This window comes from Anaerorhabdus furcosa (assembly GCF_900167375.1).
Lineage (GTDB): Bacteria > Bacillota_I > Bacilli_A > Erysipelotrichales > Erysipelotrichaceae > Anaerorhabdus > Anaerorhabdus furcosa.
On record NZ_FUWY01000002.1, the window covers coordinates 269,186 to 284,859 of the forward strand.

12 protein-coding genes are annotated in these 15,674 nt (G+C 32.9%); all 12 read left to right on the top strand.

What is annotated here, in order from left to right; genetic code table 11:
• Entirely contained in the window at positions 1-1,767 is a 1,767-nt protein-coding gene (locus B5D14_RS04440) for a DegV family protein (RefSeq protein WP_078711388.1), read from the top strand.
• A complete protein-coding gene (locus tag B5D14_RS04445; RefSeq protein ID WP_078711389.1) occupies positions 1,764-2,525 on the top strand; it encodes a DUF1295 domain-containing protein in 762 nt (253 codons plus the stop codon). The genes B5D14_RS04440 and B5D14_RS04445 overlap by 4 nt, the downstream gene beginning before the upstream one ends.
• Before the next feature lie 101 nt (positions 2,526-2,626).
• Positions 2,627-4,459 (top strand): translational GTPase TypA, encoded by a 1,833-nt coding sequence (typA, locus tag B5D14_RS04450; protein WP_078711390.1) that lies wholly within the window; start codon positions 2,627-2,629, stop codon positions 4,457-4,459.
• 118 nt (positions 4,460-4,577) lie between these two features.
• A complete protein-coding gene (locus B5D14_RS04455; RefSeq protein WP_078711391.1) occupies positions 4,578-6,419 on the top strand; it encodes a PTS sucrose transporter subunit IIABC in 1,842 nt (613 codons plus the stop codon).
• 11 nt (positions 6,420-6,430) lie between these two features.
• A complete protein-coding gene (locus B5D14_RS04460; RefSeq protein WP_078711392.1) occupies positions 6,431-7,867 on the top strand; it encodes a glycoside hydrolase family 32 protein in 1,437 nt (478 codons plus the stop codon).
• A gap of 55 nt (positions 7,868-7,922) precedes the next feature.
• Positions 7,923-8,915, top strand: coding sequence for a LacI family DNA-binding transcriptional regulator (locus B5D14_RS04465; RefSeq protein WP_159443721.1), 993 nt, complete (start codon positions 7,923-7,925; stop codon positions 8,913-8,915).
• Complete coding sequence (locus B5D14_RS04470) at positions 8,912-9,892, top strand: carbohydrate kinase family protein (RefSeq protein ID WP_200804757.1); 981 nt, start codon at positions 8,912-8,914, stop codon at positions 9,890-9,892. The genes B5D14_RS04465 and B5D14_RS04470 overlap by 4 nt, the downstream gene beginning before the upstream one ends.
• 510 nt (positions 9,893-10,402) lie before the next feature.
• Positions 10,403-11,863 (top strand): 4Fe-4S dicluster domain-containing protein, encoded by a 1,461-nt coding sequence (locus B5D14_RS04475; protein ID WP_078711395.1) that lies wholly within the window; start codon positions 10,403-10,405, stop codon positions 11,861-11,863.
• Between the two features lie 10 nt (positions 11,864-11,873).
• Positions 11,874-12,128, top strand: coding sequence for a (2Fe-2S) ferredoxin domain-containing protein (locus B5D14_RS04480; protein ID WP_078711396.1), 255 nt, complete (start codon positions 11,874-11,876; stop codon positions 12,126-12,128).
• A complete protein-coding gene (locus tag B5D14_RS04485; protein ID WP_078711397.1) occupies positions 12,125-13,795 on the top strand; it encodes a [Fe-Fe] hydrogenase large subunit C-terminal domain-containing protein in 1,671 nt (556 codons plus the stop codon). The genes B5D14_RS04480 and B5D14_RS04485 overlap by 4 nt, the downstream gene beginning before the upstream one ends.
• Positions 13,788-14,972 (top strand): SpoIIE family protein phosphatase, encoded by a 1,185-nt coding sequence (locus B5D14_RS04490; RefSeq protein WP_159443722.1) that lies wholly within the window; start codon positions 13,788-13,790, stop codon positions 14,970-14,972. Before B5D14_RS04485 ends, B5D14_RS04490 begins: the two co-directional genes overlap by 8 nt.
• A gap of 89 nt (positions 14,973-15,061) precedes the next feature.
• On the top strand, positions 15,062-15,661 hold the full coding sequence (locus B5D14_RS04495) for a DUF1349 domain-containing protein (RefSeq protein ID WP_159443723.1): 600 nt from the start codon (positions 15,062-15,064) through the stop codon (positions 15,659-15,661).
• The last annotated feature ends 13 nt before the right edge of the window (positions 15,662-15,674 follow it).

The window sequence follows — 15,674 nt, forward strand, 5'->3', positions numbered from 1 at the left end:
ATGAAAAACGAAATATTAAACGGACAAGAAATATTCCAATTATTTAAATCAGGTGTAGAAGAAATTGAAAGGAATAAAGATTTATTAAATAAGATAAATGTTTTTCCAGTTGCGGATGGAGATACAGGGTCAAATCTTTTGTATACTCTTAAGTCAGCTTTATCATTTTCAAATGATAGTGATTCAGCAATTGAAACGTTAAAAAGTATAAGTGAGCAAGCGATAACATTTGCCCGGGGAAATTCAGGTATTATTTTTTCTGAATTTATTCATGGTTTATCATTTTATAATGGAAGTGAACAATTAAATGTTATCGATTTTATTGAACTTGTACATCAATCGTCAACAAGATTATATGAGGTAGTTAAAAACCCAATTGAGGGAACAATACTTACAGTTATTCGTAAATGGTCAATCTATTTGAAATCAATCAATGTCATTTCATTCAATGATTTGTTTGAACTGTCTTTACCAATAATTAAACAAGGTGTTGATGAAACGGAAAAAGAGTTAAAAGATTTACAAAAATATAAAGTACCAGACTCTGGTGCTATGGGATTCTATTTGTTTATTGAGGGCTTTAGTAAATACATTAATGGTGAAACAGGTCGTGTTACCAATGATTGGAAGCAATTTGAAACATTGGAAATTGTTGAGGATTTCATTGATGAAAAATATCGCTATTGTACACAATTTTACATAAAAGATATTCATGTTGATTTATCGCAATTAATTAATGTGCTAGAAAAATATGGTGATTCAATTGCTTATTCAGGGGATGAAAAATATTTGAATATTCATCTTCATACAGATGAACCATGGAAAGTAAGTAATTTATTTTATAACGCCGGAATCATCGTGAATTCAAAAGTAGATGATATGGCTATTCAAAATAAACATCGAGAAAAGAAACAAAAAATAGGTATATTAACAGATAGTATAGCGGATATTGGACAAGAACTGATTGATCAATATGATATTGGCGTGATTTCCATGAATTTGATGGTGAATCAAAATGTATTTTTAGATAAGAAAACGATTCAAATAGAAGATTTTCTAGAATATGTAAAAGTAGGCCATGAATTTCCAACTAGTTCTCAGCCAAATGATCAACAAATTCAATATGAATTAGGTCACTATTTAGATTATTATGACCAATTATTAGTGATCACTGTCTCAAGTCATTTAAGTGGAACTTATCAAGGATTCGCAAAGTATTTAGAGAAACATCCAGAACTTAAAAATCGAATTGTTTTAATTGATAGTTATCTTAATTCTGGAGGACAAGGTTTATTCGTAAAAAAAGTGGCTCAATTAATTCAAGGTGAAGAGTCAATTGACAATGTTTTAATGAAGATTATCAATTTACGTTCTAGAATTAAAATCTATGTTGCATTAAATGATTTTGAAAACTTATCGAGAAGTGGTCGTGTTAATAAAAAAGTTGCGACTATTGCACACAAACTCAATATGAAAGCAATTCTATCACTTGACCAAGATGGTAAAGGAAAAGCGTATGGTTTTTCTTTGAGTTCTAAACATGTTGAAAAGAAAATTTTAAGTGAAATTGATACAGCGTTAAAACATGGAAATATTGATGAATATGTTTTATTTTACACAAATGAAAGTAAGGACTTTGAAAAGTTTAAAAATAAAGTTCAAGAACGAATAAAGAAAGAACCAATTTATTGTGTTCCAATTTCTTCTGCTACAGCTTTGCATGTGGGAAGAGATTCACTCGCAATTGCATTTGTAGGTGAGGTATGAATGTAGGAATGTTGTCATTTTTAATTATTTCAGTTTATTTTTTCTTGTTTTTCTTAGTTGGGACTTTCATCCGTAATAATTCAATTGTGGATATGGGATGGGGTATTGGGTTTGTCATACTTAATCTTATTTTGACATTTCTCTATCCAATTACGCTGGGAACTTTTATCTTTACAGTATTTCTCACAATTTGGGGATTGCGTTTGTTTCTCCATATTTTTAAACGAAATTATAACAAACCTGAAGATTTTCGATATGCTACATGGCGCAAGGAATGGGGTAAATGGGTTGTCTTACGTTCATTTTTTCAAGTGTATTTGTTACAGGCTGTCTTTATGTGGGTTGTTGCTTTTCCGATTCATACTTTGTATCCAGCAAAACAACCGATTACTTATTTAACCATTCTTGGTGTCTTGATTTGGATTATTGGATTTGCATTTGAAGCAATTGGAGATAAACAATTAAGTGACTTTATTCATAATCCATCCAATAAGGGTAAAATTATTGAAACAGGTTTGTGGAAATATACAAGGCATCCAAATTATTTTGGTGAAGCAACACTTTGGTGGGGTTTGGCTTTAATTAGTTATAGTCTATCCTGTAATGGATTGAGTTTTATCGGTGCAGCATTTATTACATTTTCGCTTTGCTTTATTTCAGGTGTACCACTATTGGAAAAACGCAATGCGAGTAAACCTGGTTATGATGAGTATAAGAGAAAAACATCAGTTTTCATTCCTTGGTTTCCTAAAAAGTAGCGCTTTCATTAGGGTTTCTTGTTTTGTGAAATTATAGTTTATCTTGTGTTTTACCTCATACAAGATTATAATTACTAGGTTATAGAGAATGAGGTACAAAGATGGATTATCAAAAAATATTAAATATAGCTGTAATAGCGCATGTAGATGCTGGGAAATCAACTTTAGTTGATGCTTTCTTATCACAATCACATGTCTTCCGTGAAAACGAAGAAGTTGTGGATTGTGTTATGGATAGCAACGACATTGAACGTGAACGTGGTATTACAATATATTCAAAAAACTGTTCAGTGAATTACAAAGATTACAAAATCAATATTGTGGATACTCCAGGGCATGCTGATTTTTCTAGTGAAGTTGAACGTATTATTAAAACAGTAGATACTGTTATTTTGTTAGTGGATTCTGCTGAGGGGCCAATGCCTCAAACACGATTTGTATTACAAAAAAGTTTAGAAGCTGGATTAAAACCTATTTTATTAATTAATAAGGTTGATAAAAGAGATGCACGTCCAGTAGAAGTTATTGACTTAGTTTATGATTTGTTTATTGATCTTAATGCAACAGATGAGCAATTGGATTTCCCAATTCTCTATGGTATTGCAAGAGAAGGAATTGTACGCAAGGCATTAGATGATACAAATACGGATATAGCTCCACTATTTGAAACAATTTTAAGTCATACACAACCATTCCCAAATAAAATTGATGAACCACTTCAAATGCAAGTTTCTGCATTAGCTTATGATGATTATATTGGACGTCTTGGAATTGGTCGTATTTATTCTGGTACGCTTAAAGAAGCTAGTCAAATTACAGTTTGTGATGAAGATGGCAAAGTAAAGAAATGCAAAGTGAATCAAATCTTTGTTTATAGAGGATTAAGTAGAGTTGCAGTAAGTGAAGCACAATGTGGTGAGATCGTAATGATTTCAGGGATATCTGATATTGGTATTGGAGAAACTTTGTGTAGCAATGATGCAGTTAATCCACTTCCTTCAATTAAGATTGAAGAACCAACATTATCAATGAATTTTATGGTTAATAGTTCTCCATTTGCGGGTAAGAGTGGTAAGTACATTACTTCTCGTAATATTAGAGAAAGACTTGAAAAAGAACTTGAAGTTAACGTTGGACTAAAAGTTGAAGATACAGGAAGTACAGATAGCTTTAAAGTAAGTGGTAGAGGTGAACTTCATCTTTCAATTCTTTTAGAAAATATGAGAAGAGAAGGTTATGAAGTAGCTGTAAGTAAACCTGAAGTTATTTTCCATAGAGAAAATGGACAAATATTAGAACCAATCGAAGAAGTAGTATGTAGTGTTCCTACTGAATATTCTGGATCAGTTATCTCAAAACTAAATTTACGTAAAGGAATGATGGTTAATATTGTTGACGAAGGAAGTTACTCTCGCGTTGAATACATGGTACCAACTCGTGGATTACTAGGGTATCGTTCTGAATTCATCAATGATACTCGTGGTGAAGGAACAATGGTAAGACGTCTTGCTGGATATGAACCTCATAAAGGGGATATTCCTCAACGTACCAATGGTGCTTTGGTTTCTACTGAAGCTGGAAATGCAATGACTTACGCATTATGGAACATCCAAGAGCGTGGTCAATTGTTTATTACTCCACAAACAGATGTTTATGAAGGTATGATTATTGGACGTGCTGCAAAGGATTTAGATATGGATGTAAATCCAATCAAGAATAAGAAGATGACTGCAGTAAGATCATCAGGAGCCGATGAAGCAATGAAACTTGTTCCAGCGAAGATTTTATCTCTTGAGGAAGCACTAGAATTTATTAACGATGACGAGCTTGTGGAATTAACACCAGATAGTATTCGTCTTCGTAAAAAATACTTAACACCAAATGAAAGAAAACAACAAATGCGTCTTAGCGCAAGAGTTCAAGATGAAAACTAGAAGTGGAAACACTTCTTTTTTTAAAGTAAAAATAGAACCGGTTCCAAAAAAAGTGTTGACAACAATAAAAAGAGCGATATACTAGAATTGTAGAACCGGTTCCATTAAGGAGGATAGTATGGAAAAGAGTGAAAAATACTTATTAATTTCAAAAGAAATCGCAACACTTGTTGGTGGTGAAGAAAATATCCAAGGTGTTGCTCATTGTGCAACAAGATTACGTATAGTATTGAACGATAATAGTTTGGTTGATTTAAAGAAATTAGAAAATGTTGATTTAGTTAAAGGTGTTTTTGTAGCAGGAGATCAACTTCAAATCATATTTGGAGCTGGCCTTGTAAATGATATTTATGCAATATTTTCAAAACTAGTGCATCGTGAAAATATGTCTTTGGAAAGTATCAAAGAACAAAGTGGATTGAAACAAAATCCTTTACAAAAAGCGATTAAATCACTGTCAGATGTTTTTGTTGAAATCATACCCGCGATTTTAGCAGCAGCGTTGTTGATGGGATTAACTGGCGTTTTGGGTAAATGGGATGTTGTTGCGAGTAATCCAACATTATATAGTTTAAATCGCTTAGCAAACTTAGCATCAACAGGAATCTTTGCGATACTACCCATGGCGGTATGCTACTCTGCAACAAAAAAATATGGTGGAAGACCTGTTCTTGGTTTAGTTGTTGGGGCAATTATGTTAGATGGTAGTCTTGCAAATGCGTATAGTATTGGAACTGCTGGATTTAATCCTGAAGTCTTAAATTTATTTGGATTACAAATACAAATGGTGGGATTTCAAGGCGGTATTATCATTGCCCTTATGATGGGGTGGGTTGTTGCGAATCTAGATAAATATTTTATCAAGAAAATACCAGATGTGGTGAAGTTGTTAGTTGCACCAATGCTTACTGTGTTTATCTCGACACTACTTCTTTTTACAATAGTAGGGCCTCTTGGAAGATTATTGGGTGATACAATTACGGGCTCATTGTTGTGGATGACAGAGAATTTAGGTTTTATTGGTTATGCACTATTTGGTGGTTTCCAACAAATCATTGTTATTACGGGGTTACATCACATTTTAGGTGCTGTTGAATCACAATTAATCTCTTCAACTGGAACAAACTTTCTTAATCCGCTTATGTCAGTTGCTCTTATTGGACAAGCGGGAGCAGTTCTTGGTTATTTAGCTCTTCATTGGGAAAATGTTAAAATGCGTGAATTATGTATTCCGAGTTTTATTAGTACATTATTTGGAATATCAGAACCAGCTATCTTTGGAGTTAACTTGAGATATCGCTATCCACTCATTGCAGGTTGTATCGGTGGTGCAATAGCAGGTGCTTATGTTTATTTCTCACAACTAACCTCTCTTGGGTTTGGTACAACAGCCGTTCCAGGTATTGCGATTGTAGATCCAAGTAACAATGGATATATAAATTATATAATTGCACATGTTATCGGTTTAGTTGTAGCTATGGTGTTAACGATTGTATTTGGAAAACTTCAAAAGGCACCACACAAAGCATTTAATTTTGTTATTCCTGCTAAAGGTAAGGTTGAATCAATTGAAAAAGCTAATGATCCAACTTTTAGTTCAAAGTCATTGGGTGATGGTATTGTGGTAACACCTACTGATAATTTGATTGTTGCACCTTGTGATGCTGTTGTAGAGTTTACCTTTCCTACTAAACATGCCATAGGGCTAAGATTAGATAATGGTGTGGGAATATTAATTCATTGTGGTATTAATACAGTGGAATTAAATGGGGAGCATTTTGAAGTATTGGTGAGTGCAAATCAAAAAGTTAAAGCGAACACACCGCTTATAAAAATGGATATTGAGGCAATAAAAAAATTAGGTTATGATACGCAAATATTAGTTATCGTTACAGAAACACCAGAAACAGTATCAACCAAAGTAAACGCTAATCAAGAAAATTGGTTAACATTCCAATAAGGAGAGGTAAAATGACAAAGCAAGATTATTTAAATCAAATTGGAGTAAAAAAAGAATTACAAAAGAAAATAAAAAATGATCCTTATCGACTTGGATTTCATTTGATGGGTCCAAGTGGATGGGTTAATGATCCAAATGGGCTTTGTCAATTTAAAGGTACACATCACATCTATTTTCAATACACTCCTTTTTCACCGCTTTGGGGAATGAAATGTTGGGGGCATTACTCAACAAAAGATTACCTTCATTTTAAAGAAGAGGAACCCTTCTTATATCCTGATTGTTCATATGATCGAGATGGAGTATACAGTGGTAGTGCATTTGTTGAAGAAAATCAAATTCATTATTTCTATACTGGGAATGTAAAACTTTTGGATAAAGAATATGATTACATATTGGAAGGAAGAGAACAGAATACATTGCACATCACTTCGAATGATGGGTATACCTATGATCAAAAAAGTTTAGTCCTTGATCATGATGATTATCCAAGCGATATGTCAAAACATGTACGTGATCCTAAAGTATTTAAAGAAGGTGATGATTATTACATGGTACTTGGTGCTCGTGATGTCAATGATTGTGGTCTTGTCTTGTTGTATCATTCAAAAGATTTAGAGAAATGGACATTTCACATGCGAATTCAAACAAAGAATAAATTTGGTTATATGTGGGAATGCCCAGATTTAATTGAACTTGATGGACAAAAGTTTTTAATCATTTGTCCTCAAGGTGTTCAACAAGAAAAATACCAGTATCAAAATGTGTATCAACTGGGTTACTTTCCAATTGATTTAGATTTGCATAATAAATCATATCGTTTGAAAGATTTTGTAGAGTTTGATGGTGGGTTTGATATCTATGCATCACAAACATATGTTGATGATTTAAATAGAAGAATACTGATTGCGTGGATGGGAATACCTGATGCTTCTTATCATAATCAACAAACAATCGATTGTGGTTGGCAACATGCCTTAACAATGCCACGTGAACTAACACAGCACAAAGGTAAGATCTTCCAAAAACCAATTGACGAACTTAAGAATTTAAGAAAAAGTGAATATAAAGAACTGAGTGTAAAACAGAAGGAGTTTGTTGCTGAGCATGATTTAATTGAGTTGATTCTTGCGAATATAAATAATGATTGTTTCTCTTGCATAGTGAAAGAGGATATAAAAATAAATTATGAACAAGGTGTCTTAAGTTTTAATATAGAACCTATTGGTAATGGAAGAACACATAGACAAATGAAGATTGCTTCCTTAGATAAGTTACATATCTTTGTAGATCACTCATGTATAGAAATCTTTGTGAATGATGGTGAAAAAACAATTACCAGCCGTTTTTATTCATTAAAACCAAATAAGATTGAAATACAGGGTGAATGCGATTTAGAATTATATCAGTTGGATTCAATGATCATCGATTATTTAAGTGTTGAGTAAATAATTGATTGTTATAGCTAAAACATTAGTTATAATAGTAGTGCAGGAGATGTTTATGAAAAAAAATCTAACAATCCAAGATATTGCAGAAGCAGCAGGGGTAGCTAAGAGTACGGTATCCCGCTATTTAAATAATGGTGCAGTGAAAGAATCAACTAAAAAGCGAATCAAAGAAATAATTGAAGAAGTCAACTATGAGCCAAATGCATTTGCAAGACTTAAGGCAAAGAAAAGTAACATTATAGGTGTTGTTGCACCTTGCCTTGATTCAACAGTAACTTCTATGGTTTTAATGAGCTTAGATGAAACATTAAAGAAAGCAGGTTATACATCTTTAATTTTGAATACAAACCATGATATAGAAGAAGAATTAAAAGATATAGAGCGTTTGGGCAACATGAATGTTGATGGAATTATTGTCAATGCAACAAAGATATGCAATCGTCATTTTGAAATCGCAAATCAATTAGATATTCCTGTTGTTTTCCTTGCACAACATTTTGAGAATCAAATCTCGATTATCAATGAAGACTATCTAGCGGGCTATAAAGCTGGAGAAGTAGCTGGTAATTTAAATAATAAGGATGTATTGTGCGTGAGTGTAGATCCAGATGATGTTGCAATTGGTGTTGAACGATTGAATGGTATACTTGCGGGATGTAAGGATTTTGGTGTCGATCATGTTGAAGTAGTGCGCAGTGACTTTGGTAATATTAAATCATATCGAGTTATCGATGAAGTACTTAGTAAGAAAAAACCGGATCTAATTTTGTGCTCAACTACAAGACAACTACTAGCTGCATACAAATGTATAAGAGATCATGGATATAAGATACCAGATGATATCTCGGTTATTGCTTTTGGTGGCTATGATGTCGTCGATTTATTAGAACCATTACCGACGACAATTCAATTTAATCCAAAAGAATTGGGACAAGTAGCAGCGACAACGATACTCGATGTCATTGACGATAAGGAAGTAGTACAACTACAATGTATCCCCTTTGTGTTTCTAGAAGGGGCAAGTGTTAAAAGGAGAGAATCATGAAAAAGTTGTGTGCAATTGGAGAAGCATTAATTGATTTTATTCCAAATGAAAAAGGAAAACGGTTAAAGAATGTTGGAAGTTTTCGACAAGTAGTTGGAGGTGCTCCTACCAATGTAGCTGCAAGTGTAGCTCGACTAGGTGGAGAGAGCATTGTCTTAACAAAACTAGGTGAGGATGCCTTTGGCGATAATATTGTAGATACATTGAATGAATGTGGTATTGATACTTGTTATATCAAACGCAGTAAAGATTTAGATACATCACTTGCTTTTGTTTCATTAAGTGATGATGGAAATCGTGATTTTAAATTTTATCGTAAAACTGCTGCAGATTTAGATTATTCTAAAGATGATTTACCATTTGAGGCTATCGATGATTGTGGGATTATTCATTTTTGTAGTGTATCACTTGTAGAATCTAAAATGAAAGATGCTCACATTGCTCTTTTAGAATATGCTTTAAAACATCAACTTGTGATATCTTTTGATCCAAATTTAAGATTATCATTATGGGAAGACCATGAAGCATTGAAAAAAACAGTACATGATTTTATACCATATGCAGATATTCTTAAGTTATCAGATGAAGAAGTAGAATTTATTACAGGAAATACAGATATTACAAAAGAACTTGGCAAATTGTTTCAACACAGATGCAAGCTTATTATTTATACACAAGGTAAAGAAGGCGCTACACTTTATTTTAGAGATGGAAGAAGCGTTTATTGCCCAGGATATTCAGTTGATGTAGTTGATACAACAGGAGCTGGTGATAGTTTTATTGGTGCGTTCTTATATAAGTTGTTAGAAGATGAAAAAGATTTGGATAAGATTGCTATTGAGGATTATCAGTCCTATCTAGATTTTGCGAATTGTTATGCGGCACATACAACAACTAAAGAAGGGGCACTGAACGCTCTTGCAAATCAAAAAGAAATGAATTCTTTTATAAATACAATAAAAAAAGGGAGTAGATAATTTTCTACTCCCACTTCTTCATTATACATCAAAAAAAATTATAAAAATAGACCTTACTTTTTCTCCTATTTAGGTATAATGAAGGTACAAGAAGATATCTTGTGTGATAGAATCGAATTTGATTCTAAGAGGAGACTCTGAGGAGGTTAAAGTAAATGGAACCTGGACAGTATGTGGGTATTTTTCAATAAGTAGAAAAATTAAATAATTAAAGAATGAATTTATTGAAAACGATTTACAATTCAAAGTTATTTTGTAGTATGAAGATTAAGAAGTAGAAAAGAACTTTGATTGACCTTACCTAGAATATAGGAAACTAAAAAGCTATTTTGAAAGTCATCTAGCTTTAGATATAAGAAATTCTAAAATGACGTAAAGAGACAAAGATAAATAGATTAAAATAATTGAAGGAATCTAAGATTTAGTTGGATTCCTTCTTTTCATTTCGTTGTGTTTAGTGTCTATTTATGGTATTTTATTATTGTGAAAACATTATCATTGGAGGATAGCATGTCATTATTTAAACATGAAGCAAGACAGTTCAAGTTTGATATTCTAAGAGAAATTGCTGAAGAAGCATTTCAAGATAACTTAACTGAGGAAAAAATACAAGCATTTACAAGAAAATTAATACCGACAACAAGAGCGGATTTTCGTTGTTGCGTATATAAGGAAAGAGAAATTTTAAGACAAAGAGCACGTTTGGCAATGGGGAAAATGGCAAATGATGCTGCAGATTATAATCCAAGACAAATCGTTCAAGTAATCGAAGCAGCTTGTGATGGATGTACGATTAAAAAGATTAATATTACAGATAACTGTCGCAAATGTATGGCTAAAAGTTGCATGGGTTCATGTAATTTTGGTGCTATCTCAATGGGGCAAGATCGCGCTCAAATTGATTATGATAAATGTAAGGAATGTGGAGCATGTGCAAGAAACTGTCCTTACAATGCAATTGTTGTAACAGAGAGACCATGTTCACAACATTGTCCTGTTGATGCAATTCGTTGGGATGAAAATGGAATCGCATTAATTGATGAAAAGAAATGTATTAACTGTGGAGGATGCCAAGCAGCTTGTCCATTTGGTGCAATTGAAGATATTTCATGGATAGTTCCAGTTATTCAATTACTTCGTTTAAAAACACCAATGTATGCAATCATAGCACCGGCAATTCAAGGGCAATTTGATAATGCAGCACTTCCACAAATTAAGAAAAGTATTAAAATGCTTGGTTTTGATGATGTATATGAAGCCGCAATTGGAGCAGATGCAGTTGCATTCTATGAAAATCAAGAACTACAAGAACACATTGAAAATAAAATACCATTAACAACATCATGTTGTCCTGCCTTTGTAAATATGGCTAAAATTCATTTCCCAGAACAATATGAGAAAAATGTATCAACAACAATTTCGCCAATGATGGCAATTGCTAGAAAACTAAAGAAAGAACATCCAAATCATGGAATTGTTTTTATTGGACCATGTTTAGCGAAGAAACAAGAGGCGATGGAAGAATTTACAGCAGTTGACTATGTACTAACATTTGAAGAATTAGCAGCAATGCTTGTAGCTGAACATATCTATTGTGAAGAGGTAGAGCCTGATACAAGTGATTATCCTACAGTATTTGGAAGAGGATTTGCACAAGGTGGTGGAGTTTCTAAAGCAGTTATTCAAGCGGCAAAAGAGGCAAATCAAGGTGAATTTAAAGCAATCTATGCAGATGGATGCTTTGAATGTAAGAAACAATTACTAATGATGAAAGTTGGTAAATTTGATGCAGATATCTTAGAGGGTATGTGTTGTACAGGTGGTTGTATTGCAGGACCTGGAACGGTTGAGACAGCCATGGTTGCAAAGGGCAGAATGAACAAAGAAAATTTAACTCATGATCGAAAGAATATACAAGAATCATTAGCAATATTTGACTTTAACGGTGTTGATATGCACCGTGGTAAATAGGAGGAAATGTATGATTACGATTGAAATTTGTATAGGTAGTGCTTGCTATGTAAAAGGTAGCAACCAAGCTGTAACCATCCTTCAAACTCTTTTAAAAGATAAACAATGGGAAGATAAAGTAGAAATTAAAGGATCTTTCTGTATGCAATCTTGTCAAGGTGGTCATGGTTTAGGTATTAAGATTAATGGACGTCAAATGTTAGGTGTTGGATTACACAATATCCAAGAAGTTGTTGAAGAAGAAGTTTTAGCGTTATTATCATGACACAATACATCCGATTACAAGAAGGTAATTGTCGTAACTGTTTGCGTTGTGTAAGGATATGTCCAACTAAAGCGATGACGTATATTGATCATCAACCTAAAATAATTGAAGATGAGTGTATTTTATGTGGAAAATGTTACTCAGTATGTCCACATAGTGCAAAGAAAGTAAATAGTGATTTTCAATCGGTAAAAAAATGGTTAGAACAAAAGGAGAAGGTAGTATTAAGTGTTGCTCCTTCTTTTGTTGCGATTTGGCCAAAATTCAAACAGTTAGAAAAAGTTCTATTAGAAAAAGGATTTTATCTAGTAGAAGAAACAGCTATTGGTGCAAAAATCGTATCTGAATCTTATAGTCAACTTTTAGTAGAAGGAAAAATGAAGAATATTATTTCTACTTGCTGCCCTGCGGTTGTTTCACTAGTAGAAAAAGAGTATGGTGATTTGGTAGATCAACTAGCTCCAATTGTATCACCAATGATTGCTCATGGTATTCATATCAAAGAACGATATCCTGATGCGAAAGTTGTTTTTCTATCTCCATGTATTGCAAAACAAAAAGAGAAGAATGATGAACGTTTCAATCAAGCAATTGATGCAACCATAAGTATGGCTGATTGTTTAGAATTCATTGGTAACATTGAACAAGATGATACAGAATGGGAAGACTTTGAAGGCAGTATTGCACGATTATATCCAACACCAGGAGGTATTTTAAAAACCTTACCTCGCGAAATAAATTATAAAAAGGTAAATGTTGAGGGAGTAGAAAGAATTAAACAAGTACTTAACTCAATCCGCAATGATATGTTAGAAGGTTATTTCTTTGAGATGAGTGCTTGTCATGAGTCTTGTATGGGTGGACCTTTATTAACACATTGTGAACATAATGAATGGTTAGGACAAAGTGTTATTCGAAATAGTGTAGACGAGAATAAAAAAATTAATGCAAAAGACCATATGAATACTTATCGAGTTCAATGGGAAAATGAAAATATCCAAAGAAACCATCATACTGACGAAGAAATTCAAGATATGTTATACATGATGGGAAAAACAAATATTGATAAAGAACTTAATTGTGGTGCATGTGGTTATGAAACATGTCGTGATAAAGCGATAGCAGTTTTGGATGGTAAAGCAGATCCGAAGATTTGTTTGCCGAATGCACTAGAACATGCAGAATCAATCTCAAGTCTTATCATTGAAAATACACCCAATGGTATTATTGTTTTAGATGAAAATAGAAACATATTAGAAATAAATCCTTCAGCAAAGTTAATGTTGGATTTAGAAAATGTCAATGTTGTAGGATTACCATTATATAGTGTCTTACCAGATAACGAGTTAATTGAATTGGTTAATACAGTTCGACGCGTTCAATATCATCGTGCAGCATATCCTCAATATCATAGAACATTTGATCATGCCATAATGAAACTTGAAGAAGGAGATTATGTGGTCTTGATTTTAATGGACTTAACAGTTGAAGAGACAAAAGAAAAAGTAATGAAACAAATTCGACAACAAACAGTTGAAATTACACAACAAGTCATTGATGATCAAATGCGTACAGTACAAGAAATTGCGAGTTTGTTAGGTGAAACAACTGCAAAATCAAAAGTAGCTTTAACACGTTTAAAAAAGGCGATGGATGAAGATGAGTAATAAGGTACATGTCGAAAGTTTTTTCAAATCATTAAATAAAAAAAATGAAGAACTTTGTGGTGATAAAGTTGAAGTAAGAAGAAATCAAGATTCTTTTATCATGGTTTTAGCGGATGGTTTGGGAAGTGGTGTAAAGGCGAATATTTTAAGTACACTGACAAGTACAATTATTTCTGAAATGATTGCATCAGGTGCTACGATTCAAGATGCTGTTGAAACCATGGCGCAAACCTTACCAGAATGCCAAGAAAGAGGAATTGCATATTCAACCTTCACAATTCTACAAGTCTTTTATGATGGGCAAGCTCATCTTGTAGAGTTTGATAATCCTGCGACTATTTTTATTCGTAATAATCAATTAGTTGAAATGAATCGTGAAGTAAGAATCATTGGTAAAAGAAAAATTACTGATAGTACCTTCACTGTTGAAAAAGATGATGTTTTTGTTATGTTCTCAGATGGAATTATTCATGCGGGTATTGGACAAACATTGAACTTTGGTTGGGATTTACCCGAGGTACAAGAATTCTTATTAACCTATACAAAAAATGAAGATAGTGCAAAACAAATCGCTCAAATTCTTTTAGCGAATGTAAATAATTTGTATGGTGGTAAGCCAGGTGATGATTCAACAGTCGCATGTGCAAAAATTCTTGAGGCAAAAGAAGCAAGAGTAATGGTAGGGCCACCTTTGAATGAAGAAGATGATGAAAAAGTAGTTATGAAATTATTATCTGCGAGTGGGAAAAAAGTATGTTGTGGTGGTACAACAAGCAATATTGTTTCAAGAATAACTGGAAAAGAAATAAAAATGGATGAATTAGTTTCTCTAGTATCGGATGTACCTCCAATGGCATATATTGATGGCATTGATTTAGTTACGGAAGGTGTCTTAACACTTCAAAAGGTAAATAAGTATCTAAGTCGTTGTGTTGAAAGTTCTGAATATTTAGAAGAACTAATTCAATCAAAAGGAAAAGATGGAGCATTGTGTATGGTAAAGTTGTATCTTCAAGAATGTAGCCAAATTACATTTATGGTAGGGCGTTCTGATAATCCAGCTCATAAAGCAATTGCATATTCTACAATTTCTTTGAATGCAAAGATACAATTAATTAGAGAAATGGCAGAGAATTTAAAGAAACTTGGGAAAATTGTTTCAATCGAATTATACTAAAGTGGAGTTCTTTAAGAACTTCATTTTTATGAGTCAAATAATGACCAAGATATCATAAATTATTATATAATAGAAGCATGGAGGGCAAGATGAGAAAAGAATTAGATACATCGATTTTGAAATGGAAAAACCGACCCATTAATTATGTTGTAGGACGAAATCGAATTATTTTTGAAACGATGCCCAACACAGATTTATGGTCAAGAACTTTATTTGGAATAGTGAAGAATGATGCGCATTCACTCACATTTCGAATTGAACAGAATTTTACATTTTCTTGTAAAGTGAATTATCATTTTAAAGAAAAATTTGATCAAGCAGGGATGGTAATTTATGCAAATGATGATAACTGGTTTAAGTTGTGTGTCGAATACATTGATGAGCAGCATTCCTTATTATCAACGGTGGTAACTTATCATGGCTATAGTGATGCTTCAACGCATTCAATTGGTAGTGCAGTAGAAACAATGTGGTTTCGAGTAACACACTACTATGAAAATATCATCGTTGAAAATTCATTTGATGGAATTCATTACAAGCAAATGCGAGTATTTCACATGAAATTTCGTGGAGATAAATTTGAAGTGGGTATGTTTGCAGCTAGTCCCAAAGATTCTTCATTTGATGTAACATTTGAAGAAATGATTGTAGAAGATTGCATAATAAAAGAAGATTCATTTGAATACTAAAAGGAGAAAAAAG

What these genes read in the sequence shown, in the direction of transcription:
- B5D14_RS04485 (WP_078711397.1), top strand. Translation starts at nt 12,125, where the DNA reads ATGACACAATACATCCGATTACAAGAAGGTAATTGTCGTAACTGTTTG.
- B5D14_RS04440 (WP_078711388.1), top strand. Translation starts at nt 1, where the DNA reads ATGAAAAACGAAATATTAAACGGACAAGAAATATTCCAATTATTTAAA.
- B5D14_RS04460 (WP_078711392.1), top strand. Translation starts at nt 6,431, where the DNA reads ATGACAAAGCAAGATTATTTAAATCAAATTGGAGTAAAAAAAGAATTA.
- B5D14_RS04475 (WP_078711395.1), top strand. Translation starts at nt 10,403, where the DNA reads ATGTCATTATTTAAACATGAAGCAAGACAGTTCAAGTTTGATATTCTA.
- B5D14_RS04455 (WP_078711391.1), top strand. Translation starts at nt 4,578, where the DNA reads ATGGAAAAGAGTGAAAAATACTTATTAATTTCAAAAGAAATCGCAACA.
- B5D14_RS04470 (WP_200804757.1), top strand. Translation starts at nt 8,912, where the DNA reads ATGAAAAAGTTGTGTGCAATTGGAGAAGCATTAATTGATTTTATTCCA.
- typA (WP_078711390.1), top strand. Translation starts at nt 2,627, where the DNA reads ATGGATTATCAAAAAATATTAAATATAGCTGTAATAGCGCATGTAGAT.
- B5D14_RS04465 (WP_159443721.1), top strand. Translation starts at nt 7,923, where the DNA reads ATGAAAAAAAATCTAACAATCCAAGATATTGCAGAAGCAGCAGGGGTA.
- B5D14_RS04480 (WP_078711396.1), top strand. Translation starts at nt 11,874, where the DNA reads ATGATTACGATTGAAATTTGTATAGGTAGTGCTTGCTATGTAAAAGGT.
- B5D14_RS04490 (WP_159443722.1), top strand. Translation starts at nt 13,788, where the DNA reads ATGAGTAATAAGGTACATGTCGAAAGTTTTTTCAAATCATTAAATAAA.
- B5D14_RS04445 (WP_078711389.1), top strand. Translation starts at nt 1,764, where the DNA reads ATGAATGTAGGAATGTTGTCATTTTTAATTATTTCAGTTTATTTTTTC.
- B5D14_RS04495 (WP_159443723.1), top strand. Translation starts at nt 15,062, where the DNA reads ATGAGAAAAGAATTAGATACATCGATTTTGAAATGGAAAAACCGACCC.